This is a genomic window from Algibacter sp. TI.3.09 (assembly GCF_038154905.1).
Lineage (GTDB): Bacteria > Bacteroidota > Bacteroidia > Flavobacteriales > Flavobacteriaceae > Algibacter.
In genome coordinates this window covers 1,328,362-1,352,819 of record NZ_JBAKAN010000001.1, presented here as the reverse complement: position 1 = coordinate 1,352,819, position 24,458 = coordinate 1,328,362, and the positions used below count along the sequence as shown (strand labels likewise).

General features: G+C 31.0%; 20 protein-coding genes and 1 pseudogene. 13 read left to right on the top strand and 8 right to left on the bottom strand.

Going from position 1 to position 24,458, the window contains the following annotated elements:
- The 11 genes from V6246_RS05340 to V6246_RS05290 all read left to right on the top strand — a co-directional run bounded on the left by V6246_RS05340 (position 1) and on the right by V6246_RS05290 (position 11,514).
- Positions 1 to 744: a hypothetical protein gene (locus V6246_RS05340; RefSeq protein WP_341559430.1), complete on the top strand. Its 744-nt coding sequence runs from the start codon at positions 1 to 3 to the stop codon at positions 742 to 744.
- Between the two features lie 2 nt (positions 745 to 746).
- Complete coding sequence (locus V6246_RS05335) at positions 747 to 2,153, top strand: FAD-dependent oxidoreductase (protein ID WP_341559429.1); 1,407 nt, start codon at positions 747 to 749, stop codon at positions 2,151 to 2,153.
- A gap of 4 nt (positions 2,154 to 2,157) precedes the next feature.
- Positions 2,158 to 2,529, top strand: coding sequence for a hypothetical protein (locus V6246_RS05330; protein WP_341559427.1), 372 nt, complete (start codon positions 2,158 to 2,160; stop codon positions 2,527 to 2,529).
- A gap of 12 nt (positions 2,530 to 2,541) precedes the next feature.
- Positions 2,542 to 4,491, top strand: coding sequence for a thiamine pyrophosphate-dependent enzyme (locus V6246_RS05325; protein WP_341559425.1), 1,950 nt, complete (start codon positions 2,542 to 2,544; stop codon positions 4,489 to 4,491).
- Positions 4,492 to 4,512: 21 nt separating this feature from the next.
- Positions 4,513 to 4,896, top strand: a complete 384-nt coding sequence (locus tag V6246_RS05320; protein ID WP_341559424.1) for a YHS domain-containing (seleno)protein — start codon at positions 4,513 to 4,515, stop codon at positions 4,894 to 4,896.
- A gap of 167 nt (positions 4,897 to 5,063) precedes the next feature.
- Positions 5,064 to 6,074 carry a S1C family serine protease gene (locus V6246_RS05315; protein ID WP_341559422.1) on the top strand — a complete coding sequence of 337 codons (1,011 nt, stop codon included), beginning with the start codon at positions 5,064 to 5,066 and terminating at the stop codon, positions 6,072 to 6,074.
- A gap of 5 nt (positions 6,075 to 6,079) precedes the next feature.
- The gene (locus tag V6246_RS05310; RefSeq protein WP_341559421.1) at positions 6,080 to 6,745 is read left to right on the top strand and encodes a potassium channel family protein; all 666 of its coding nucleotides are present in this window, start codon (positions 6,080 to 6,082) and stop codon (positions 6,743 to 6,745) included.
- Between the two features lies 1 nt (position 6,746).
- Positions 6,747 to 7,988 carry a cation:proton antiporter gene (locus V6246_RS05305; RefSeq protein ID WP_341559419.1) on the top strand — a complete coding sequence of 414 codons (1,242 nt, stop codon included), beginning with the start codon at positions 6,747 to 6,749 and terminating at the stop codon, positions 7,986 to 7,988.
- Between the two features lie 15 nt (positions 7,989 to 8,003).
- Positions 8,004 to 8,891, top strand: coding sequence for a DUF6268 family outer membrane beta-barrel protein (locus tag V6246_RS05300; RefSeq protein ID WP_341559418.1), 888 nt, complete (start codon positions 8,004 to 8,006; stop codon positions 8,889 to 8,891).
- A 5-nt stretch (positions 8,892 to 8,896) separates the two neighbouring features.
- Positions 8,897 to 10,891: a polyphosphate kinase 1 gene (gene ppk1, locus V6246_RS05295; RefSeq protein ID WP_341559417.1), complete on the top strand. Its 1,995-nt coding sequence runs from the start codon at positions 8,897 to 8,899 to the stop codon at positions 10,889 to 10,891.
- Positions 10,888 to 11,514 (top strand): Pycsar system effector family protein, encoded by a 627-nt coding sequence (locus V6246_RS05290; protein WP_341559416.1) that lies wholly within the window; start codon positions 10,888 to 10,890, stop codon positions 11,512 to 11,514. The genes ppk1 and V6246_RS05290 overlap by 4 nt, the downstream gene beginning before the upstream one ends.
- A 176-nt stretch (positions 11,515 to 11,690) precedes the next feature.
- Here the strand turns inward: V6246_RS05290 and V6246_RS05285 are convergent.
- A pseudogene (locus V6246_RS05285) lies at positions 11,691 to 12,178 on the bottom strand (glycoside hydrolase family 117 protein); the annotation flags it as partial.
- A gap of 435 nt (positions 12,179 to 12,613) precedes the next feature.
- Between V6246_RS05285 and V6246_RS05280 the strand changes: the two are divergent.
- Together V6246_RS05280 and V6246_RS05275 are read left to right on the top strand one after the other, a co-directional pair.
- A complete protein-coding gene (locus V6246_RS05280; RefSeq protein ID WP_042498876.1) occupies positions 12,614 to 13,051 on the top strand; it encodes a hypothetical protein in 438 nt (145 codons plus the stop codon).
- 5 nt (positions 13,052 to 13,056) lie between these two features.
- Positions 13,057 to 14,406: a type VI secretion system contractile sheath protein TssC gene (locus V6246_RS05275; RefSeq protein ID WP_341559414.1), complete on the top strand. Its 1,350-nt coding sequence runs from the start codon at positions 13,057 to 13,059 to the stop codon at positions 14,404 to 14,406.
- A 136-nt stretch (positions 14,407 to 14,542) separates the two neighbouring features.
- On the opposite strand, the gene V6246_RS05270 is transcribed toward V6246_RS05275, so the two are convergent.
- From V6246_RS05270 to V6246_RS05240, 7 genes are all read right to left on the bottom strand, one after another.
- Complete coding sequence (locus V6246_RS05270) at positions 14,543 to 14,980, bottom strand: hypothetical protein (RefSeq protein WP_341559412.1); 438 nt, start codon at positions 14,978 to 14,980, stop codon at positions 14,543 to 14,545.
- A gap of 381 nt (positions 14,981 to 15,361) precedes the next feature.
- Complete coding sequence (locus tag V6246_RS05265; RefSeq protein WP_341559411.1) at positions 15,362 to 16,477, bottom strand: hypothetical protein; 1,116 nt, start codon at positions 16,475 to 16,477, stop codon at positions 15,362 to 15,364.
- A gap of 2 nt (positions 16,478 to 16,479) precedes the next feature.
- Positions 16,480 to 17,622 (bottom strand): hypothetical protein, encoded by a 1,143-nt coding sequence (locus V6246_RS05260; RefSeq protein WP_341559409.1) that lies wholly within the window; start codon positions 17,620 to 17,622, stop codon positions 16,480 to 16,482.
- A gap of 3 nt (positions 17,623 to 17,625) precedes the next feature.
- The gene (tssD, locus tag V6246_RS05255; protein ID WP_341559407.1) at positions 17,626 to 18,312 is read right to left on the bottom strand and encodes a type VI secretion system tube protein TssD; all 687 of its coding nucleotides are present in this window, start codon (positions 18,310 to 18,312) and stop codon (positions 17,626 to 17,628) included.
- A gap of 81 nt (positions 18,313 to 18,393) precedes the next feature.
- A complete protein-coding gene (locus V6246_RS05250; protein WP_341559405.1) occupies positions 18,394 to 19,734 on the bottom strand; it encodes a DUF5689 domain-containing protein in 1,341 nt (446 codons plus the stop codon).
- 115 nt (positions 19,735 to 19,849) lie between these two features.
- Positions 19,850 to 21,205 (bottom strand): DUF5689 domain-containing protein, encoded by a 1,356-nt coding sequence (locus tag V6246_RS05245; RefSeq protein ID WP_341559403.1) that lies wholly within the window; start codon positions 21,203 to 21,205, stop codon positions 19,850 to 19,852.
- A gap of 21 nt (positions 21,206 to 21,226) precedes the next feature.
- A complete protein-coding gene (locus V6246_RS05240) occupies positions 21,227 to 24,379 on the bottom strand; it encodes a carboxypeptidase regulatory-like domain-containing protein (RefSeq protein ID WP_341559402.1) in 3,153 nt (1,050 codons plus the stop codon).
- Positions 24,380 to 24,458 lie beyond the last annotated feature (79 nt).

Genomic DNA, 24,458 nt, shown 5'->3' with positions numbered 1-24,458 from the left:
ATGGAAAAACAGATGCATTTAGCAGCACAATATTTAGCTGCCGCCGGAATTAGCTTTCTAGAAAAGGAGTCAGACGACAGTCATACAAACCTAGGTTTTAACATAGAAAATGGATGTCTTTCTACGCATACACTTTCAAAAAATGGAGATGTACTGTGTTTGGATTACAAAAAATTTGTATTAGAGTGGAAATCGAATCAAGAAACAAAAACGTTTAGTTTAGATGGTGCAACGCATGCTGAAGTTTTAGAATGGCTTACAGATACTTCTAAAGCATTCTTAAATAAAACATATCAATATAAATTTCATTACGATTTACCGTATACAATAGACGATGCATTTACATTCAAATTATTAGATGTGTCTAAGTTGAAAGCATTAATGCATCTGCGTGTTTTGGCACAATTGGTACTTGAGAAAACAGATAAACAATACAATCTTAATGCTTCAATTAGAATTTGGCCACATCACTTCGATACCGGTATTTATAGCGCTCTACCAAATTCGGATATTACTATTGGATTTGGATTAGCAATACCAGATACTATTTGTAATAACCATTATTTATATATTTCTGGATACAAAAATGGAAATACCATTGACACTTCTAAATTACCAAAATTAGAATCTGGAGAGTGGAAATCTAATGGGTTTACTGGAGCCATTCTCGATACAAATACTATAGTAGAATCGCAAGGTGTCACATTTTTTGAAGAAACAATTAACCAACTAAAGAACAATTAATAATGAATACAATAGATTTATATGGCGCAGATTGGTGCCCAGATTGCCAACGCGCAAAAGCCTATTTAAAAGATAATAATATTGATTTCAATTTTATTGATGTCGATTTAGACAAAGATGCTACTGCTCGCGTAGAGGGTATTAACAATGGTAAACGTATTATACCAACCATTCTTATTAACGAAAAACCATATACTAATCCAGATAATAGTGTTTTAGCAAACGTATTAGGGATTAATGAGCAAGGACGTGTTATTTTATATGGCGCAGATTGGTGTCCAGATTGCCAACGTGCAAAAGGATATTTACAAGACAATCATATTAATTTTCAATATATAGAAGTCGATAAATACGATTGGGCTACTCAAAAAGTAGAAGAAATTAATAACGGAAAACGTATTATCCCGACTTTATTTATTGGCGATAAAAGTTATACCAATCCAGATAATTCAATTTTAAAAGACGTTTTAAACATTGGTCAAGAATCAGAAAAAAAGGTTTACGATAGTATTATTGTAGGTGCTGGTGCAGCAGGATTAACGGCTTCTATTTACATTCAAAGAGACCGTTTTAGTTCTTTAATTCTTGAAAAAAAGAATATTGGAGGTAATGCTTTTTTAACTCAAAAAATTGAAAACTATCCTGGTTTTACAGAGATTTCTGGTCCAAAATTAATGGAGCGTATGGCAGAACAAGCTCAAGTCTATGGCGCAACTATTGAAACTGGTGTTGAGGTGAAAAGTATTTCTAAAAACGGAAATTTATTTCATATAGATTCTAATATGGGCGAATACCAAAGTAGGTCTGTGGTTTTAGCTTTAGGTTCTACATATAGAAAATTAGGTATTACAAATGAAGAAGATTTAATAGGTGCAGGTATTCATTTTTGTGCAACCTGTGATGGTGCTTTTTATAGAGATAAAGAAGTGCTTGTAATTGGAGGTGGAAATAGTGCTTTGGAAGAAGGTATATTTCTAGCAGGTTTTTGTAAAAAAGTAACGATTGTAAATCGTGGTTCAGAATTTTCAGCTTCTGAAACTTATATTGAAAAATTACCATCTATAAAAAATATAGAAACACATCTAAATAAAGAATCATTAGCATTTACTAAGGATGAAAATGGCAATTTTAAAGGTTTGGAAGTTAAAGATAAAACAACTGGTGAAACCGAAGAATTAACAGCAGATGGTGCTTTTATATTTATAGGATTAATTCCGAACACAACTAGTGTAAAAGATATTATTGAGTTAAATGAAAGCGGCTTTATAACTACAACAGGATTAGGTGAAACTAACGTGTCTGGTGTTTTTGCAGCAGGAGATTGTCGTGAGGGTGCCATTGCACAAGTTGCTGCAGCTACAGGCGAAGGTGTATTGGCAAGTTATGGTGTTCGAAATCATTTAAAATAGAAACATGGAAAACTGGCATTTACCAATTACAATTGTTCCTGGCTTAGGGTTGCTTATTCTTTCTACTTCAAACTTAATGGTAACGTTAAGTAATGAAATAAACGCAATGATTGAAAATTCTAAAAAGAAAGCAATTACTGCAAGAAAATTAAAACAATTAAAGCTGCTTAACATGGCTATGGTATTTTTCTATGTAGCTGTAGCGCTTTTATTAATTTCTGCCGTTATCAATGGTTTGTATGAAGTTGGAAAAGCGTCTTTATATACAAGCATTCTGGCAATTATTTTTGCGCTTATTGGTCTTATTTCTTTGATTATTTTTTCCTTTAGAGCAGTAACCATTCGTCAGAATCAATTTAAAAATAAACTAGATTAAACCTGAAATATTATGAAGAAAACAACAAAATGGTATAGTGTACTAAAAGATAAGAAAACTTTGCCTGAAGGACGTGTACAAACGGTAACAGCAGGTCATCAAGGTATTTGTTTAACACATTACGATGGTAAGTTTTCTGCATTAGATAATAAATGTCCGCATCAAGGTGGACCATTAGGAGAAGGTTCTATTGAAAACGGGATGTTGCGTTGCCCTTGGCATGGATGGGATTTCGATCCTTGTTCTGGATTACCACCAGGAGGTTTTGATGATGGCGTAACAACTTTTGAAGTAAAAGAAGAAGGCGACGAAATTTTTGTTGGTGTTTTAGAGGAAGAAGAGCATCAAGATACCATTTCGGATGTGATGATGCAGACCATGGTAAATTGGGGAGTAGATACTGGTTTTGGTATGGTTGGCCATTCTAACTTAGCAGTTGCCGATGCTATGATGCGATTAGAACAACAAGATAAATTTCAGTTTTTTGGTATTCGTCACGAAGGTGCAGCCGCTTTTGCGGCTTCAGCTTATGGTAAATTAATGGGAAAACCAGCGGTTTGTTTTGGTATTGCAGGTCCAGGTTCTACTAATATGTTTACAGGAATGTGGGATGCAAAAGTAGACCGCTCGCCAATGTTAGTGCTCTCTGGTCAAGTAAATACACAAGTATTAGGAACAGGTGCTTTTCAAGAAGTAGATTTAGTTGGTGCGTTTCAAACTGTAGCCAATTTTAACCATAGCGTACAACAAAACTCAAAACATAGTGAGTTAATGAGTTTGGCTATAAAAAGTGCTTTATTAAATAGGGATGTTTCGCATATAACATTTCCAGATGAGGTTGCTTTTATGCCAAAACCAGAAGGAGAAGAAGCGCAAACACCAGAAGATAGAATAACACCTATGAACATTTCGCCACCTAGGCAAATGGTAACTAAAGCAGTGGGTATGTTAGAAAATGCTAAAATGCCAGCTATTATTGTTGGTCACGGTGCACGTTTTCATATGGAAGCTATTACCGCTTTCGCGGAAAAATTAAACTGTCCAGTAATTACTACATTTAAAGGTAAAGGATTAATAGCAGATAATCATTCATTAGGCTGTGGTGTGCTTGGACGAAGCGGAACGCCAATTGCATCATGGTTTATGAACGAAAGTGATTTACTATTAGTCTTTGGAGCTTCCTTTTCTAATCATACAGGTATTACTCCTAAAAAGCCAATTATTCAGGTGGATTACGATCCTGCAGCTCTAAGTAAATTTCATAAAGTAGATGCTGGGCTTTGGGGAGAGATTTCCGAAACTTTAACATTAATAGAAGAACAAACGCAAGGTAAACTGAATACAATCGATAGACGACCAGAGATTGCAGAACGTTGGGCGATTTGGCAAGAAGAAAAAGCTAGTCGTTTAAAAGACGAAAGTAAAGTTGGATTAAGTTCTATTGCTGTTTTCGAAGCAATGAATAAAGTAGTACCAGACAATGCAGTAATTGCTGTAGATGTAGGGAATAATACGTATTCTTTCGGACGCTATTTTGAGCCTAAAAATCAATCGGTTTTAATGTCGGGTTATTTAGGATCTATAGGTTTTTCATTACCAGCAGCAATGGGAGCTTGGGCAGCACAAGGAAAAGAGAGACCCATTTGGTCGGTTTCTGGTGATGGTGGTTTTGGGCAGTATTTAGGTGAAATGATGACTTTAGTAAAATACAACATGAATATTAAACATGTATTACTAAACAATTCTGAAATTGGAAAAATCTCAAAAGAACAAAAAGCAGCAGAATTAGACGTTTGGAAAACATCTTTACACAATGCAAACTTTGCTAAATATGCAGAAAACTGTGGTGCATTAGGAATAAGAGTTACCAAAAAAGAAGAACTATTACCAGCTTTAGAAAAGCTAAGAGACCATAACGGTCCTGCATTATTAGAAATAATTACAGATGCTACTTTAATATAAACAAACTATAATATAATTAAAATGAAACAAAATTTAAAAGACGGAATTGCAGCACAAGGATATGATGTGGTATCATTCTTTAACGGAAGTCCTAAAAAAGGAAACGCCGCTTATACTTCAAGTTTTAATGATGCAAAGTACTTATTTGCTTCATTAGAAGATAAAGAGAGATTTGAGAAGTCACCAGAGTCTTATGCACCAGAATATGGCGGATTTTGTGCAATTGCAATGTCTGAAGATAAACAGTTAGATCCTAATCCCAAAAGTTGGGAAATAAGAGATGATAAATTATACTTTTTTACAAGAAAGTTTTTCGGAATTATTGATGCTAAAAGACAATGGGTTAAAAAGCCAGAAGAATTAAGAAGTTTAGCAGATGCTGCTTGGGCAAAAATGAACGCTTAATAGCAAAACACAATTTTAAATAAGAACCTTTAAAATTTTATAGAAAATACAAGAGAAAGGTAGAAGTGAATTTTACAGATAATCTTTCTCGAGTATATTCTCCTAGATTAGCAGGCGTATTGTTTGACTATGGTAGAGAATTTGAAAACAAGCTTATAATAATTATTATGAATAAAATTAAAAAAAAATTGTGTGTGTTTTTGGTTTGTGTAAGTACAGGTCTTAATGCACAAGATCTATCTACTTTATTCAAAGAACTCGATCCATCAGTGGTAACCATTGAGGTTATAGAATATAAGGTAAAAGATGACAAAATAACAAGTTCTGGAGGTTTAGGTTCTGGGGTTATTATTGATAAAGAAGGTTTTATTTTAACAGCAGCTCATGTTGTTGAATCAGCAAATAAAGTATCGGTTAAACTTCAAAATGGAGTTGAGTTTACGGCAGATGTGTTATCAAGTTCAACAGCTGCAGATGTAGCACTTCTTAAAATAAGAACAGTGCCTATAAATTTAAAACCAGTAAAAGTAGGAAGCTCTAATACTTCAGAAGTTGGAGAACAAATACTTGTAATTGGTGCACCTTTAGGTTTGGAGCACTCATTATCTGTTGGGCACATTAGTCGTAAAATGAAAAAAAATATAATTTCTAATGGTGAGATGGCGGGTTTTATACAAACAGATGCTTCTATAAACCATGGGAATTCTGGAGGACCAATGTTTAATACCAAAGGAGAATTAATTGGTATTGTAAGCTTTATTTTATCTAATAGTGGAGGGTTTGAAGGTCTTGGTTTTGCAGTAGATATTGATACGGCGAAAAAAGTTTTGTTTGATGTTAATAGTTTTTGGACAGGGTTTGAAGGTGTTTTTTTAAGCGAAGGTCTTGCTGGTGTTTTTAATACACCACAAAAATCTGGAGTCTTAATTCAGCGTGTAACACCTAATTCTTTTGCAGATAAAGTTGGATTAAAACCGGGTGTTATTCAAGCTGAAATATTAGGTCAAAAATTATGGTTAGGTGGTGATATTATTTTAAGTATTCAAGGTTTAAGTTGTAATGCACCTCATGATTTAGGTAGTATTAAAAAGCAAATAGAAAGTCTAAAAATTGGAGATAAAGTATTAATTGAAGTTTTAAGAAAAGGAAAAGTGTTAACACTTGAATCTAATTTTTAATAGTAATGAAACAACAATCAATAATTAGTTGGAAGAAAATCATGAGTTATAAGTACTTGATAGCGCTTGTAACGGCTTTCAATTTTTTATTAACTCCAGTACATATAGCACTTGGTAATTTTAACCCAAGTTATGTGGTAGTAATAAATTATACATTAGTTATTTTAAGTAGCTCTTTACTTGCGACAAAAAAAACAGCAAAATTAACTACATATATTATTGGGTTTATAACGTTGTTAACTATTTGGTTAGAGTTTACAGATGCTAATTCTAAGTCCTTTTTAATTTGTAGGTTGGTATTCTCTTTTGTCTTATTTGCTTGTTTTAGTGTTATTCTTATAAGGCAGTTGCTAAAAATAAAGGAAGTAAACCTTCAATTTGTGTTAGGGCCCTTATTAGGGTTTCTTTACTTGGGAATTCTTGGCGGTATTCTTTTTGAAGCTATTAACTTCTTAAATCCAAATTCCTTTCAACTCATTAAGGGATTTTCAGGATTTAGTTTTTATTATTTTAGTTTTATAAGTATTACTACTGTTGGTTATGGAGATATTACACCACTTACAGCGCCAGCACAATCTCTTACGCTTGTTATGAATATCATCGGACAATTTTATCTCGCTATCGTTATCGGTGTCTTTGTAGGGAAATATATTAATACAAAATCAAAATAAAATGTTCGAATCTTTCAGTATTATATTTACAATAGCAGCACTCTTTAACTACATTAATTATAAGTGGTTAAAATTGCCAACAACTATTGGATTAATGATTTTGAGTTTAATTTTAATTATTCCAATAACGCTTAGTGAAACTATTTTTCCAGAATTTTATAGATTCTTTTGCGACATAATTGTTAATGCAGATTTTAAAACATTGTTATTTAATGGTATTTTAAGTTTCTTATTATTTGCAGGAGCATTACATGTTAATCTAGCAGCACTTACAAAGGAGAAAAAGTCAATTTTCCTATTTGCAACATTAGGTGTACTTATTTCAACATTTTTAGTTGGAGGCTTAACCTTCTTTGGAGCACAATTATTTAGTTTAGAGCTTCCTTTTTTACATGCACTTTTATTTGGTGCTTTAATTTCACCTACAGATCCAATTGCTGTAATGGCTATTTTAAAGAAAGCTAATATTGCCGAAAGTTTAGGGATTAAAATAGAAGGAGAATCCTTATTTAACGATGGTATTGGTGTAGTTGTTTTTTCTGGTATATTATTAATTGCTACAGCAACAGGAGAGCATAGTAGTACAGAAATAGGAACAGAAATTGGAATGCTATTTCTAGAAGAGGCAGTTGGAGGATTAGTTTATGGATTATTAATTGGTTTTCTAGGTTTAAAATGTATTCAATCTTTAAAAGACAACCCACAGTTAGCAGTAATGATTACACTTGCAACTGTTATGGGAGGGACAGCAGGTGCATTTATGTTGCATACATCTGCACCACTGGCTATGGTTGTTGCAGGATTATTTATAGGTAATAAGATTCATGTTAATGAAAATGAAAATCCAGTACAAAAAGCGATTAGTTCTTTTTGGGAGATTTTAGACGATGTATTTAATGGTATTTTATTTGTACTTATTGGTCTTGCTATCCATTTATTAAATTTTAGTACAGGTTATATTTTATTGGGTTTACTTGCTATACTAATAGTGCTTTTTGCACGATTCATTTCTGTGTTTTTGCCATATTCGTTGTTAAAGCATGAAGAAAAAAAACCAATTAAAACAATTGCTATTTTAACTTGGGGAGGATTACGAGGTGGTATTTCTATTGCATTAGCTTTAAGTTTAAGTAAAGCGCTGTCTGGAGATTTAATACTCCACATAACTTATGTTATTGTATTATTCTCAATCATTGTTCAAGGCTTAAGCATAGGTAGCTTTGTAAAGAAATTATATAAATAAACAACATAGATAAAAATGAAAAACTTAAAAGTTCTATGTTTTACAATTACTCTATTTATTATAAACTTTAGTTTTGCTCAATTAAGCGATTTAGCGAGAATAGAGTATACAATACTTCCGGCAGGAGAATCTAATATTCAATATAGTCGAGTACGTGCATTATTTAACTATCCTATTAAATTAAAGAAAGAGGGTACGTATTTATTTTTAGGAGTTGATTATAGTACTGTAAGTCTTAATATGAGAGAAACCCCCTCTTTTGGCAAAGAGGAACTTAACGATTTTCAATTACTAGATATTAATATAGCTTATACAACGCCTTTAAAAAACGATTGGCGTTTAGGTGTAAGATTCACACCAGGCTTTAGTTCTAATTTAACTGCAAATGATTTAAATCTTGAAGATGTAATACTGTCTGGAGATGTTATTTTTATAAAGGATAAAAAGGAAAGTAAAGATGTAAAAAAACCATGGAGACTCGTCTTAGGTGTATCTTATTCAGGAAATCGTGGGTATCCTTTTCCTTTACCATTTATTAGTTATTACAGGAAATTTCACTCAAAATGGTCGTATAATCTTGGGGTGCCAAAAACAAATTTACAATATCATGCTTCAATTAAACACAGATTTAAATTATATACAGAGCTTGATGGTTTTACATCAAACTTACAGCGAGGTGTTCTTATAAATAATTCTACAGTTGCAAAAAGTATTAATATGTCTTTACTTTTAAGTGGATTGCAATATGAATTTCATATCACCAATAATATTCAATTTTATGCAAGAACATCATACGTGTTAAGTAATTCAGTTAATTTAAGGGATAAAAATAAAGATGATATTGTTGGACTAGATAGCTCTAACCCATTGTATTTAAGAACAGGAATTCGTTTTAAAATTTAAAAAACATGTTAAACACAAAGGAGTATTATAATAGAGATTTATCATGGTTAAGGTTTAATCATCGTGTACTTCAGGAAGCCGCAGATGAAAGAAACCCATTGTATGAACGTATTAAATTTTTAGCTATATTTTCTTCTAATTTAGATGAGTTTTTTAAAGTTAGAGTTTCAGATATTAGAAAAATAAAACAACTAGATAAACCACTTAGAAAACGTTTAATAACAAAGCCAAATAAATTACTGAGAGAAATTAAAAAACAAGTTGATATACAGCAAAAAGAATTTGGACGAATATTTTTTTCTAAAATAATTCCGGCATTAGAAAATGAAGGTGTTAATTTGGTTTGTTATAAAGAATTTAACAAAGAACAACAGGCGTTTAGTAAAACATATTATAAAGAAAAAATAGAGTCTTCGCAATTTTTAAATATCAGTAAAGAGAAGCCTTTTCTTGAAAATGAAGCATTGTATTTAGTTTCTCAAATGGAAGATGATTCTCTTATTTGGTTAAAATTCAATGAGCAAACACCTCGGTTTATAGAACTTCCTTCAATAGATAATAAGCATTATATAACATTTATTGATGATATTTTAAAAGATAATCTTAAAGGAGTTTATAAACATAGTTTTTATAGTATAAAGATATCAAGAGATGCAGAACTGTATATAGATAATGAATATTCTGGTAATTTATTAGATAAAATTAAAGCAGCATTGCCTAATAGAATTAGCGGTCAGGTTACAAGAGCTTTAATAGATGAGCTATCTCCCAAAAAATTACAGCTTAAATTAAACGAGGTTTTAGATATTAATGAGACGGATATTATAAAAGGTGGTACTTATCATAATTTTAAAGATCTGTTTAGTTTTCTTAACCCAACTACTAAAAATTTATCTTTTTCAAGTTTATCGCCCATATTAAGTAAAGAATTTCTTGACTATGTGAATATGTTCCAGGCTATTAAAGCTAAAGATAGACTTTTGTGTTTTCCATATCAATCATACCAACCGGTTATTCAATTATTAGATGAAGCCTCTAATGACGATAGCGTTACAAAAATTAAAATAACTTTATATCGAATTGCAAAAAAATCACTTGTTGCAAAGGCCCTTTTAAATGCAGCGAAAAATGGAAAAGAAGTGTTTGTTTTTATTGAAACAAAAGCACGTTTTGATGAAGAAAACAATATAAAATGGGGAAAAGTTTTAGAAGAAAACGGAGCGCATGTAGTTTACAGTTATCCAGGAATAAAAGTGCATTCTAAAATTTTATATATAGAACGTATTGAGGAAAATAAATCGCTTATTTATGCTTATATAAGCACTGGTAATTTTAATGAAAAAACCTCAGAGATTTATACCGATTTTGGATTAATGACGGTAAATCCTAAAATTACAGGAGAACTTTGTCAGGTATTTCAAGTATTACAAGGACAAATTATTATTCCAAAATCTAAAAAGCTTTTAGTATCTCCATTTACAACACGAAGTAAATTTAGAGAATTAATAGAGTCAGAAATTGAAAATGCCATAGCAGGTAAAGAAGCCTATATCATTTTGAAACTAAATAGCCTACAAGATGCTAAAATGATTAAGCTACTCTATAAAGCAAGTAATGCAGGCGTAAAAGTAAGATTACTTATACGTGGTATTTGTTGTCTAGTTCCAGGAGTTGAAGGACAAAGTGAAAACATATCTATAACTAGTATTGTAGATCGATTTTTGGAACACGGCAGAATTTATGCTTTTGGAAATAATGGAAAAGAAAAAATGTATCTTGGTTCTGCGGATTGGATGACACGTAATTTAGATCATAGAATAGAGGTTATAACACCAATTTTAGATAGAGATATTCATTTAAAATTAAAAGGAATATTAGACTTACAATTAAAGGATACTATAAAATCAAGAATAATAGATTTTAATCAAAATAACAATTATGTAGAAAAAGATGCCTTAGGTGAATCTTCTCAACATATAATTTATAAAACATTATTATGAGTAATAAACAAAAAGAAAAGGCAGAAGATAAATATTTAATGGATGAATTAAGTCTTGATAAAGACGGTTTAAAGCAGTTAAAAAAGAAATTGGCTAAAGTAGCGCCGAGATCTGAAAGAGGTGTTGAAACATTGTTCAGGTTATTGTCTAAAAATCAGTATACTTTAAATACAATGATTGATACCAAATCGAACATTTTAATATCTATAAACGCTTTAATTTTGTCGTTAATATTGGGAACAGTGATGAGTCAATTAAGCAATGACCCACACCTTATTTATCCTATAGTCATGATATTGTTTACCAATTTAACATCTATTACTTTTGCCATTTTTGCAACAAGACCAGAACTCGTTCATGGAAAAAGTGAAGTGAAAAATTTAATGTTTTATGGTAATTTTCAAGATATGGAAGAGGGTGAATATGTTGAAAATATCACCAATTTAATGAATGAAGGGGATGAGCTTTATAAAACCATCGCAAAAGATACCTATCATTTAGGAAAAACGATTGATCGTAAGTTTAAGCTCCTTCGTAAATCGTTTAATGTTTTTTTAATTGGTATTATTTTATCTGTGGTCGCTTTTATTTTGTGCCATGCTTTGTTTGGCGGATTGATGTAGTTTTTAGTGCTGTTATAGTTATTAATATTCAAGGTTTTCTGTGCAAATAAAAGGTGTGTTCTATATCGAAATAATAGTTCGTAATTATTACTTTAATATAAAACACACCATGATTTTGACTAATATTTATTTTAAATTTTTAGTTCTTCTTTATCCAAAATAAGAACCCGAAAAGCCTATTCATCACTCACACCTTTAGCGGTATTCTTTTTCATTTTCCAGGATTTAAAACCTCTAATATATTGGTAATCTGAGTTTTTATATTCATGTGTTAAACCCCAACGTAATACTTCTGTAGGTTCTTTTTCATTATCAGCTGTTCTATCCAAACCTAGAGCATGCGGAGTACCTTTTACTACACCTTTAATATCGAATTTGATACCATCTGGAGACCATTGTACCGTGTTTTTCTCTGGACCATCTGTAGTAATTAATGCTGCTATACCGCTATTGTAAGGCCAAACATAAATTTCGTGTCCGCTATTTGAAATCGGATTGTAAGGCGATTTTACGTAGGGTCCTTTATGATTATCAGCAATGGCACACCATGTCTAATTTGTCTGCCTCCAAAAGTAATAGCTTCTACCATTTGTTCACCTTTATAGTATAAATGGAACTTACCTTTGTAAGGAATAATAGAAGGATCGTGTACTTTATAGCTATTAGTTACTTTAGTTTTTTTGTCGTTAAAAAGCTTAAAGCTATTACTAAAGTTAATTTTTTGAGTAAAATTTTAATCATAAGTTTTGTTTTAAATTAGTTTTTTTGGCTTAATTCAAATTAAAGAAGTTTTAAGAAAACCAGAGAAATCAGAACATCTTTAATCTAGAACAAACGTTCCGAATGCTGCAGCTTGTTCGATAAACCCTTAATAGATTAAAAAGAGAAGAGGATTCCGTTTATTTATTTAAAGAATTAAAAGGGATAATTTTAAGGATAAAAAATTGCTTGATAGCAAGAATAAAAAAAGCTAGAAAAACTTCAATTATTGGTGTTTTAAAATTTAATAAGAAATGAAAAAAAATGAGCTTATGAGTAAAATAGTAGTAATATTCCAACTCAATTGTATATTTTTAAGATTTAATAAACTAGACTAATTATGGCGATTAATTTTGGATTTGATGGAAGCTCTAAAAACAACGATGGTGTTCAGGAAATCCCGTCAAATAAATCTCTATTAATTCAAAAATTAACAGATTTACCACCATTGCTACCCGAGGTTGTAAAGGGGTTGCAAAATACCGAAGCTGTTTTTCAGCACTTTAAACCGAGTGTAAATGTCGTTTTTGATAACCTAGATAAAGGCATGGTTAAGGAAACTATTCGTTTTACGGATATGTTGGATTTTGAAGTTGAAAAAATAGTTTCAAGAAGTGAGTTTTTAACAGAGTTGGAACTTAAAAAACGGATCTATTTTGATATTGTAAATAAATTACAAAATAATAGCGAGTTAAAAGAACTCCTTAAAAACAAGGATTCTAAAACAGCTCTTTTGAAAAAAATTCAAGATTTAAAAAAAGAAATAAAAAACTCATAATATAGATGTCATTAATTCAAGATAAAAGTTCTGAAAGTGAAAATAATCGCGATTTTGAGATTAATCAATTAGAAGATTTAAGTTATGATGTTTTGGAAACCATTATTCCAGAATTAAGATATTTGAATTCTAACAGGCCTCAAGAAAAGCATAACTTTTTAAAAACATCTGTAAGTAAAAAAGATAAAGAAGAGCTTTTATTAACTCTTGATTTATGGGAAGAAATACTTAAAGAGGATGCTGAAACTGATGAGATGATACATTCTACCTCCCAGAAAATAACAGATACCGGTTTAAATTATATTAAAAACTTAAACTTGTTGGTACAGAAATCTAAAGATTTAGAGGTGGCGTACAAATCTGTTGCTTTGTTTTTTGAAAATACACAGAAAACAAAGGTACATAATTTAACCATTTTAAATGCCGATTTAGAACAGCTAAAAGATTTAGATAATCCTGTGTTTATTGATGCTGTACGCAATGAAATTAACGATGCTTATGATAGGTTAGATTTAGTTGATAATTACTCGCTTTTAATTATTCCAGGATATTTAGGAAGTAATATGGTTTTAGATAAATGGGCTAAAATAACTCATGATAATAAAGTGTTACTAATTACAGATTTTGCTCATTTGGATGGGCCAGATGATGTGGTAGAACTATTTGAGAGTACAGACCATGTTCGAGCAGATACTTTCTTGTCGAATACCATCATGACCTGTAATTGGTTGGTTGGTAGAGGTAGGCATGATTATATTAATGAGGACGATGATTTATACATTCCGCCATCTACATCCTTAGCAGGTAAAATTTATAGTAATAAAATGTCTCAAGCGAGTGCTGGAACAAAGTTTGGTGTTTTGGCAAGAATTGGAGGTGTAAGTTTTGATCTCAAAAAAAATGATTTAGCATCATTGGAACGGCTTGGTTTAATTCCGATGGTTTATAAAAATGGCGAGATTATAGCTTTTTCGGCCAAAACAATGTTTAATGGTGATAATTTAGGGCTACAAACTTATTCTGTGGTTAGAGTCTTTGATTACGTAAGCAAGGCGCTTATCGATTATTTTAACAGAAAAACTTTTGAGAATTTTAATGTCCGTACTAGAAAAGAATTTATGCGGGAAATAGTAGATTTTTTAGATAATAACACAGGATCGCAAAAATTGATTGAGAGTTTTGCCATAAAGCGTTTAGAACAAGATTCCCAACATAAAGATCGTGTTTATTTAGAATTGCATATGGAACCTTATTTTCCAGCTAAAAACTTCTTAATTAGGTTGGATGGTAAAATTGGTGGTTCAGGCAAGGCTAATACTTGGGAAGCTTCTTATGAGCAAAAGGCTAGGGAGTAGTTGTAATTCACGCTGCATTAAAAGCTGTGTAAGTCCCATGGTGTAACGTAAATTTGAACTTGTTGACATATGTTGATACAAGATACTTACGTCAATACTGTTTTATCGAATTAAAAAATATAGAAAGTAGAATGAGCTACTTAAATTCTTCAGCCGTTTTAACCCCTGTGCTCATAAAGACCCTGTCAAATTCATTTTTATTTTTAGAAAAATATTGTCGTACTTGTTTTGGCAGGCTATTATCGTAAAATGGATTAAAATTAATAATTGTAATAATATTGTCATTTTTATTCAATATTAAAATTAACCCTCTTTTAAAAAAATCATGATAATTTCCTTCTATATCCTGTTTACTCTCATAATTTTTGTTGTGATTAAATAAGTCTTCATAAATGTTTTCGGCTTTTATAGATGTGTCGTAAAATAATTCAAATGAAAGATATGGGCCAGCTGATGAAGAAGTTATACAATTAATGGACTGTGCTTTAAATAAGGAGCTGAAAACTTGAGGTGTTGGGTAATATAAAACACTTTCTTTTATAGAATCATGGTATGTTATTTTCTTTGATGCCATGAATTTATTCAATGAAGCGGAAGATGTTCTAAAGCTTTCATCACAGATTTTAATTTGGTTGGGTTTAGTGATATTAGGAGTTGTAGTTGTTGGTTTTATTGAGTCATTTTTTGATATGATATCATCATATTCTACTGATTTTTTTTTGACTGTTTACACGAAAGTCCAAATATCATTAAACATATAATGAAATATTTCATTGCTATAATTTTTTTTAGATTGTCTAATTATTTCTTCTATAACTATTTCAACAGCTTGTATTTTATTTGTTTCAAAATCTATTGGAGGCTTTGGTAAGGCTAATACTTGGTAAACTTCTTATATCATATAAGAAGAGTGTAGATGTTTATAAACGTAATTAATAGTATTTATTTGAGATACTTATTCCATTGTAATCTTATCTATTTCCAAAAGTTTTTTATCATTATCAATAGATATCAAAAAAAGCTGATTTTCTTGATAAGCTAAATTTATTTCCTTTTTTTTATTTATTTCTATATTTTTTGGAAGATTTATTTTATCGATTACTTTTCCAGAAAAATCAATTTTAGTAATATCATTCTTTTCTTGATTTTTAGTTAAAAGAAAAATGTTATCATCACTCGACGTTAAACTTATTAAATCAGAATTGAAGTGATATTGTTTTTCTTGTTTCTTTCCCTCATAATCCCAAAAATTAACTTTTGTTCCTTCTTTCTCTATTACAAGAGATATTTTCTTTTCAGTTTTTGAATAACCTAAAGAGACTATAGAATTTGCCTCAAAATTTTCCGACCATTTTTTGTTTAGGTCTAAATCGAACATTTCTATTTTAAATGGTAAGCCTTTAATTTCAAAATAAGACATATCTGAAACTATCACGATACCAATGTTTTCAATAAATATACATTTTGCGGGGTTATAGTCAAAATCCCTGTTTTTATTTTTAAATAATTTTTGATTTAAAATATTGAAGGACGTATCAATTTCTGAAATTATCAGTTTACTTTCTGCTGCTCTTTTAGAATTAGCAGCAGCAAACCAATCGGATATATAGAAAAGTCTTTCATTATTGCCAACGATAAAACAATTACCGTTAGGGTATTTTGAAATATCCATGTCTTTTTTTAAAAGAATTCTAGAGTTTTCGTCATACTTGGTTAGTATATCTGTAGATTTTAGATTTTTACCTAAAGTTCTAGGTTCTGTATGGAGTATTATAAAATCGTTTTTTTGTGTAAAAATATCTTTATAAAATGGAGGTAATTCTATTTTTTTTGTATTTACAGTAATTGTATCTTTTTTTAATTCATAAAATTGAAAATTAATATTTAAACCATCTCCATTTTGAGATACTTCATATAAAAAATCATGATTACGATCATACCATAAAGATGAATTTTTATTTAGTTTTAAAGTGTAAGGATAAAATTTTTTGACATTTAAATTAGTCTTGTCAATTTTTTGACATGCTAATAAGCTTAACAGAATAATTACTAGAATTAATTTAATCTTCATCTCTATAATTTTTTAGATTCTCGAACTTGAGATACTCTAAATATGCCCTTAGCCTCCAAAGATCCTGGTTTTTTAGTTGATATTTCAAAATTTTCACAGTTGCAATAATATTTTTGATATTTAAAAGCATTGTCTGTTACATCAAAATATAAGTTTCCATCACTGTCTTTACCACATCCAGTAATCACAGCGAAGTGATCTGTAATTAAGTCATCATTGGCATATGTATTAACATCATAATCTAAGCCTATCATAACTGGTGTTTTCATTTTCATTGCTTTCTTTAGATAAACAAGAGCCTTTTTGAACATTATTTTTTGTGGTCCTTTTATCATGCCAGCAACCTCGTGATCTACCTGTAGTTGATAAATATAGTCGTTTAGTTCTTTTGTACCATCCCATTTTTTATTCCAACGTTCTGATTTCAAGTAATACCCTAAAACACTTAGTTGATGTAGAGCGTAATGATAGCATTCTGGATTATCCCATGGTACGGAAGTAACAGCGTATCTAACTTTATTTGCATCTAATACCATATTAGGTAAAATTGGCCAATCAGTATCTGTACAAATACAAGCTTGTTTTTTGACTATCTTAATCCTCCCACAATGCACATTTTTTAATTTTCCTGTTTTATCATTAATGGTAACGTCCATTATTTCCCAATCATCATCTTCATCATCTTTTGCATAAAAATCAACGTAAAAAGGTTTTAGTTTATCACCTTTTAATTCTAGTTCTAAAGTGTAATTACTATTGTAAGAAGCTTTAAAATCTGTTTCACTCGTAATTTTAACACCTTCTATTTCTTCAGATAAACGAGCAGTAATTATACCGTCATCATCCTCACTTTCTTCATTTCCCTTGGTAATATATAAAGGGAATGTGATTTTTTCTTTTTTAGTAACACGTTCAAATATTCTATAAGTACGACTATTCCAGTAATCTATATGTTTAGAAAGCTTGTTGTCTTCATCTTTATTATGTGATATTTTCTCTTCTTCATATTCAAAAATTTCTTCGGATATATTTATATTTTTTAAGCCATCACGCTTAAAAGAAACTAAAGGAATAAACTCGTCGACATCTAGTCCTGAGGAAGTTAATGAGATGCTGTTATCGTCAGATTGTGTTGCAGTAGGCATAGCTTAGTTTTGTTTTTTTGTGATTAATTCTACTTTCATTGTGTCGGCAGTAACTTCCAGACCTAATAACTGGTCGTTTTCTAATAATTCTCCATTATATTCGAAATTGAAATCACTATCGCTTAAGTCTAAATCGATAGATTTACCGACCATACCATTTGTATTAATTACAAGAAAGACAGTTTTATTTTTTCGAAGTTTAGATATTTGTTCTCCTTCACTATTTTCGTAGTACAAATCAAGAATAGAAGTTTCTTCTTCTTGAGTAGCTGTCTCCTCAACCTCTTCAAATGGATTACTAGGATTCCATTTTTTTTCATGAATAGTACCTTTAACACGACTAATACCATAAGATATTATAATGTGCATATACATTGGATCATCGCCTGTAGATGAAAAATGCTCGTATAAATTAATAATATGTGCATTGGCAAACTCAATATCAAAATCTTTTTGGAAGCCATCGCGTTTAAAAAAACGAATGTATCCTTTAAACATGCGGTCTGGATGGAACATGTAATTATAAAACAACTCGTCGTCTTTAGTAGACTCGAAAGCAAGTTGTAAAGGCTCACTAACGGGCAGTTGTGTGGGCCTGCCATTGTAATCGGCTATTTGTGAGTAAACTAGAACTGAGTTTAGTAGGTTTCGCTCTTGGCCTTCTATATATAGTTTTGCTTTAAATGACACTTATATGCGTTTTAATTAGTTGGAAACAAGGTAAAAAAAAAACCTTAATATTTGAAGATTAAGGTTTTTTTTGTGAGAATTTTATTCTTCAGAAATAATAATGTTATCTATTTGGTATTCGGTAGTATATGGGATATTATCTTTAATATATCTAAACCCAATTCTAAAACTGTCTAGATCTTCAGGTATAGTTATAGTTGCTTCTTTAGTTATAAATCCATCAGTGTTTTCTAAAGGTATAATATCATCGATTTCGTTAGCTTCGGAAAAATTAATATCATCTCCAGTTACACTGTCTATAATAAATATTTCCAGATTATCACTATTTCTTGAATTTACATTAATACTTAGATTAAATTTTAAGGTTCGAGAATTTTGTATTTGTATTTCTTTAGTGATTAACCAAGCTCGATATTTATCTGAAGGACCTCCTTGTTCTATTTCAGCAAAAACATTATCTTCCGTTTTTCGTGCTTTCCAACGTATAAGAAGTTGTGGGTCTGAAATATTAACATTTACCCATCCATCTAGGTTAATAGCTTCATCAGTATCCGTTATATCTTGAAAATCTTCATGTAGCAATACACTATCATCTATACAACGCTCTTCTGTAAAGGCAACATCATCAGTATCTCTTATGGTTAATGTGTTTTTAGAAAGAATGGCAGTAATGGTTCCTTGTTCTGTAGGGAAGGGTAGCGCTTTAAATGTAGATAAACCGCTATTTTGTAAAATAATGGTTTGGGTATCTTCATCTGTGCAATTGATTAAAGTTTTATCCACATCACTATTGTTATCTACATTGGCATACGTTGTGTTTAATTGCTCATCAATAATTTGCACATTTTCGATAGATACTAAAATTGTTGGAAGAGGTTCATCTGAATTAGCAGCTTCTAGAATTTCGTTTATCGTTATTGTTTTAGGAACAATTGCTTCGTTATTATTTGTTGAGATAACAAAATCTTGAAAATCGTCGCTAGAAATGGGTGTGATTTCTCCATTGCTATAAGCACCAATATGGATTACATTCTCCACTTTTTGCATACCAAGTCCGTTAAGCTTTAAGAGAATTTCTTGACCTATACCATGAGTAAGATAAATATTATCTAGGGCAACATCTATAACAACGCCACTTGTAGCATCCTCAGTTTTATCTTGTATGTAAATTTGCTGATTTATGTTTTTGCTAACATCGCTAGAAATAATAAATCCTGAAGCTATTAAAGTCGCTCCATTTTGTACTTGATTAAATTCTACAATATCGTTTTCATATAAGTTAGTAATAGCAAGCAATTCGGTATTAGCTTCTATATCATCTTCTTGTTCTGGCGTTATAGCGTTGTCATCATCTCCACAAGCAAATAGAGTGGCTACAATTATGCTTAATAACATAAAGGGTTTTAGATAGGTGTTTTTCATGTTTTGGGGTTTTAGCTTTTTTAATTTATCTTAAAGCAGTGTAGGTAGTTTTCTGTTTTTATTTTAAAATAGAAAAAACCTTAACCGATTAAAGCTAAGGTTTTTTTTAAGGTTTTTATTCTTCAGAAATAATAATGTTATCTATTTGGTATTCTGTTTCAGATGGTGTACTACTTTTTTTGTTATATCTAAAACCTATTCTAAAACTATCATAATCGCTAGGTATAGTAATTGTAGTTTCTTTAGTTATAAAACCACTTGTATCTTCTGAAAGTACAATATCATCGATTTCGTTAGCTTCTGAAAAATTAATATTATCACCTGAAACATTTTCTACAATAAATATTTCAAGATCATTACTATTAAAATTATTTACATTGATGTCTACTGAAAGCTTTAATGTACGTGTATTAACTATCTGTACTTCTTTGGTGATTAACCAAGCATCGTATTTTTGAGTAGATCCACCTTTTTCTATTTCAGCAAAAATATTATCATTTGTTTTTTGCGCTTCCCAACGTATAAAAAGTTGTGGATCCGAAATATTGATATTCTCCCATCCATCTAGCTCAATAATCTCATTAGTATCCGTTATATCTTGAAAATCTTCATATAGCAATACACTATCGTCTATGCAGCGCTCTTCTGTAAAGTCGATATCATTAGTATCTCTAATAATAAGTTTGTTTTTTGAAAGTATTGCAGTAATTGCACCTTGTTCTGTAGGGAAGGGTAGCGCTTTAAATGTAGATAAACCGCTATTTTGTAAAATAATGGTTTGGGTATCTTCATCTGTGCAATTGATTAAAGTTTTATCCACATCACTGTTGTTATCTACATTGGCATACGTTGTGTTTAATTGCTCATCAATAATTTGCACATTTTCGATAGATACTAAAATTGTTGGAAGAGGTTCATCTGAATTAGCAGCTTCTAAAATTTCGTTTATCGTTAATATTTTAGGAACAATAGTTTCTTTGGTATTTGTTCTAATAACAAAATCTTGAAAATCGTCGCCCGAAATAGATGTAATGGCACCATCATTATATACACCAATATGTAGTTCGTTACCAACTTTCTTCATGCCTAAGCCGTTAAGTTTAATTAGCACTTCGCGACCTATTCCGTGAGTTAAAAAAATGTTATCTAGTTCAACATCTATAACAAGACCACTTGTAGCATCTTCTGTTTTATCTTGGATATAAATTTGGTTATTTATATTAGAACTAACATCACTAGAAATAATAAAACCAGAAGTGACTAATTCTCCTCCGTTTTGTACCTGATCGAACTCAATTACATTACCTGTAAATAAATCTGTAATAGCAAGTAATTCCGTATTAGCTTCAACATCGGTTGGGTTGTCTTTATCTAAATCTGGTATGCTAATGTCGTCATTGCTAGCACAAGAAAATGTGGTGGCGATAATTAAACTAATTACAATAATGGGGTTTAAAAAGAAGTTTTTCATGTTTTGTTTTTGTTATAGTTTTTAAAATCTGTAATAAATATTTGCAAAATAGGTAGCACCGTAACCTTTCCAGTAACGATTTCCATATAGTGGTTGTTCGCGTTTAGAGTCTTCTAATAAGGCATCATATTTTATTTGTCCTTGAGTTTCATACCCACCTAGTTCGTGTTTTTGACCTAAAATATTATTTATACCTGCTTTAAAGCCAATGTGGTTATTATTAATTTCCCAATATTTTCCACCAAATAAGTTAATAGTTAGGTAGTTGTCTAGTTTTTCTTGCTTTAATAATGCTGTAGCATCTTGAGTGTTAAAGCTTTCAAATACAGCACCATCTGTATCTAAGAAAAAATCGCGCGATCTAAAGTAAGGGTTTATGTCTACATAGCTACCGGTAAAGTAATTACCCATGGCCTCAAACCACCAGTTATCTTCATCTTTATACTCAAAACCTATAGAATACACATTAGATGGCGTACCAGATACGTGTACATTTTTTAAAGCGGCTTCACCTAGGTTTTCAACATGACCTTCAGAAATAATATATTGTAAATTGGCGTTTTTTGCATACCTAAAATCGCCTATGGCTACAGCACTTTTGAGGCTTAGCGTTTTTAGTAATTTGTAAGCTAAACCAAGTTCTACACCCATATATTTTTTATCTACATCTGTAAGCACTTCTTGTATGGTAGACGATGTGTTTTGGTTGAAACTAGACCCTAAGAAAGTTCTGTTTGATATACCGTCGGAATTTTGATTAAAATAAGCAGTGGCACTCGCCTGAAGTAAAGGAGAATTATATTCGTATTTTATTTCGGCCGAAAGGTTTGTAGTTTGTACAATATCTATAAACTCTTCTAAACCACTAATATCTTCACTCGTTAATGTCCCTGAAGGCAACGTATTGAAATCAATAGTAGAGAAATCTCTTGGGTTATCACTTTCTCTAGCATTTAAAAATATGTTATTTAGGTTTGGTGCATTTTTACCGTACAACGCTCTAATGCTAAATTTGTTTTCTGAATTTACTTCAACACCAACACCTAATTTTACATTGTAGTCTAAAAATGTATATTCTTCTCCTTTGCCTAAAGACATATATGGAGATTTTCCGTTTTGATAATTACCATCTCTGGTATTATTAGAGTATTTAAGGTTTGCACCAATAAAAGCATCAAATTGGTCGTACTTATAATCTGCTTGAAGAAACCCTTTAAAGGCTACTCTATTTAAGTCGTAATTATATCTAAAATCATCATCAGTAGAAACTATTCGGTTTGGGTTTAATAAATCGGATTGTATGTCATCTCCAGAACCCTCAATAGTATTAACATCCAAATAACCTTGACCTCCTAAAAGGTTTTTTATTCTAGCGAAATTGTTTGTGTTATAATTTTCGTAACCTACAGAAGCGTTAATGTTTAAAAGCGAATTTATTTTAAAATCTGCTATAGAGTTAACCGAAAGATTAGAGTGCTTTTCAACATCTTCGTAAAGTGCATAAATAGAAGTGCTTAAATTACTATTAATATTAGTATCAAATAAATCGAACCAATTAATTTGACCATTATTCTGAAATGCTTCTCTTGCTAAAGTAGCACCTTCATAGTCTGGGTTATCGGCATCTGCAAAGAAAAAACTTGGTAGGGCAGAAGCTCTGCTTGGGTTTGGATCTTCACCAAAAGAGTCCGAAATATTATTAGTATTATCAATACTAGCACCATTAAAATCTAAACGACTTCTAGCTTTAGTGCCAAAACTATAAGCTACATTAGTTTGAACTTTAGTGTTAGGCCCCAAGTTTAGATAATGATTTAACATTAAAAGGGGTTGCGATATACTTTGAGCACTAGAGTTGTGAATTTCGTCGTTTACTGTTCCCCAGTTACTATTGTACTTATTATCTATAAGGTTGAAAACTTCGTTGGTGTTTGCAGACCTTCCATTACGGCTGGTTCCATTAAAAATACCAGTAAAGTTAATAGCGTTATTAGAGTTTATTCTAGATTCTGCACTAATAAGAAGCGAGTTAGAATCGTATGGTGTACCATCAAAATAACCTTCGTTAAAAGCAGTTCTTTTTGTAGCAGAAACAGCTAGTGAAAATCCGTTAGCATTTCTTCCAGTGGCATACGTCGCGTTCACGCCATGAGAAAAACGTCGGTTAGAAGAGAAGTAAGAAACTTTACCTCCTTTTCTTTGTGAAGATGCTCTGGTGTCTATATTTAAATTTCCTAAAGTACCACCTAAACTATATTTAGATGAAGATAAACCAAAACTTAAATAGTTATTCTGCATTGCTTCCTCTAAACCACCAATACTATTCCATTCTGTGTCTCCATTTAAAGGGGAGTTATTCACCACACCATTAATCATTACCTCGCCATTTGCTCCATCTTGTCCTCTTACTTTATAAAAGGCAGAACTAAATTGAGTGGCCGCTGTTTTTAAGAAAATATCACTTGAAGATTGATAGAAACCAGCATTATTAGTAATAGTATTATTATCTGCGTATAATTGATCTTCTGTAAAGGTATTTATCTGTTGGTTTTGTATATCATAAAGATCATTTCCTAAAGTAATACCGTCTACGTAAGCAATTTTACCGCTATTAATAAAAATATCGTACATCTTTGGTGTGTACTCATCTTTGGCAACCTTTATAATGATAGGACCTTCTGGAACATTACCATTAAAAACAAAGTATCCGTCCTCATCTGTTGTAGTCGTCATAAAAGACCCCACGATGTTTATTCGAGCGCCTTCTATAACTTTTTTTGTTTGTTTGTGAGTCACAACTCCCGTAAGAGAAGTACCCGATAATATTATTTTTTCATCTTCAGGATCTTTATCTTCCTCTTTTTCTATATGTAGATTTATGTCTTTAACATTAGCTACTTTGCCTTCAAAAATTTCAATTTCAAACCTTCGAGTTATGTAACCAACCTTTCTAATTATAACGGTTATTTTGCCTAGAGGTAAATCTTCTTCAATAAAAAACTCTCCAAGAGCATTTGTTTTTTGAATTATCGGAGTATTTTCAATTATAACAAAGGCATCAGTTATAGGTTTTTTACTAATATTTTCTATCGTATTTCCTTTTAAGGAGGCCAATTGAGACCATCCAGAGAAACACACACAGAAGAAACAAAGTGTGTAAAAAAATCTTATCATTTAATTTAACTTTTTTAAATTTTTCGAATATACGAGGTTAATTAGGGATTGCGACTTAATTTTTAAATTTTTTCTCACA

Coding starts and splice junctions, on each gene's coding strand:
- V6246_RS05275 (WP_341559414.1), top strand. CDS start 13,057: ATGTCATTAATTCAAGATAAAAGTTCTGAAAGTGAAAATAATCGCGAT.
- V6246_RS05260 (WP_341559409.1), bottom strand. CDS start 17,622: ATGCCTACTGCAACACAATCTGACGATAACAGCATCTCATTAACTTCC.
- V6246_RS05270 (WP_341559412.1), bottom strand. CDS start 14,980: ATGGCATCAAAGAAAATAACATACCATGATTCTATAAAAGAAAGTGTT.
- V6246_RS05310 (WP_341559421.1), top strand. CDS start 6,080: ATGAAACAACAATCAATAATTAGTTGGAAGAAAATCATGAGTTATAAG.
- V6246_RS05300 (WP_341559418.1), top strand. CDS start 8,004: ATGAAAAACTTAAAAGTTCTATGTTTTACAATTACTCTATTTATTATA.
- V6246_RS05340 (WP_341559430.1), top strand. CDS start 1: ATGGAAAAACAGATGCATTTAGCAGCACAATATTTAGCTGCCGCCGGA.
- V6246_RS05325 (WP_341559425.1), top strand. CDS start 2,542: ATGAAGAAAACAACAAAATGGTATAGTGTACTAAAAGATAAGAAAACT.
- V6246_RS05305 (WP_341559419.1), top strand. CDS start 6,747: ATGTTCGAATCTTTCAGTATTATATTTACAATAGCAGCACTCTTTAAC.
- V6246_RS05280 (WP_042498876.1), top strand. CDS start 12,614: ATGGCGATTAATTTTGGATTTGATGGAAGCTCTAAAAACAACGATGGT.
- V6246_RS05315 (WP_341559422.1), top strand. CDS start 5,064: ATGAATAAAATTAAAAAAAAATTGTGTGTGTTTTTGGTTTGTGTAAGT.
- V6246_RS05320 (WP_341559424.1), top strand. CDS start 4,513: ATGAAACAAAATTTAAAAGACGGAATTGCAGCACAAGGATATGATGTG.
- V6246_RS05290 (WP_341559416.1), top strand. CDS start 10,888: ATGAGTAATAAACAAAAAGAAAAGGCAGAAGATAAATATTTAATGGAT.
- V6246_RS05335 (WP_341559429.1), top strand. CDS start 747: ATGAATACAATAGATTTATATGGCGCAGATTGGTGCCCAGATTGCCAA.
- V6246_RS05330 (WP_341559427.1), top strand. CDS start 2,158: ATGGAAAACTGGCATTTACCAATTACAATTGTTCCTGGCTTAGGGTTG.
- V6246_RS05245 (WP_341559403.1), bottom strand. CDS start 21,205: ATGAAAAACTTCTTTTTAAACCCCATTATTGTAATTAGTTTAATTATC.
- ppk1 (WP_341559417.1), top strand. CDS start 8,897: ATGTTAAACACAAAGGAGTATTATAATAGAGATTTATCATGGTTAAGG.
- V6246_RS05240 (WP_341559402.1), bottom strand. CDS start 24,379: ATGATAAGATTTTTTTACACACTTTGTTTCTTCTGTGTGTGTTTCTCT.
- V6246_RS05250 (WP_341559405.1), bottom strand. CDS start 19,734: ATGAAAAACACCTATCTAAAACCCTTTATGTTATTAAGCATAATTGTA.
- V6246_RS05265 (WP_341559411.1), bottom strand. CDS start 16,477: ATGAAGATTAAATTAATTCTAGTAATTATTCTGTTAAGCTTATTAGCA.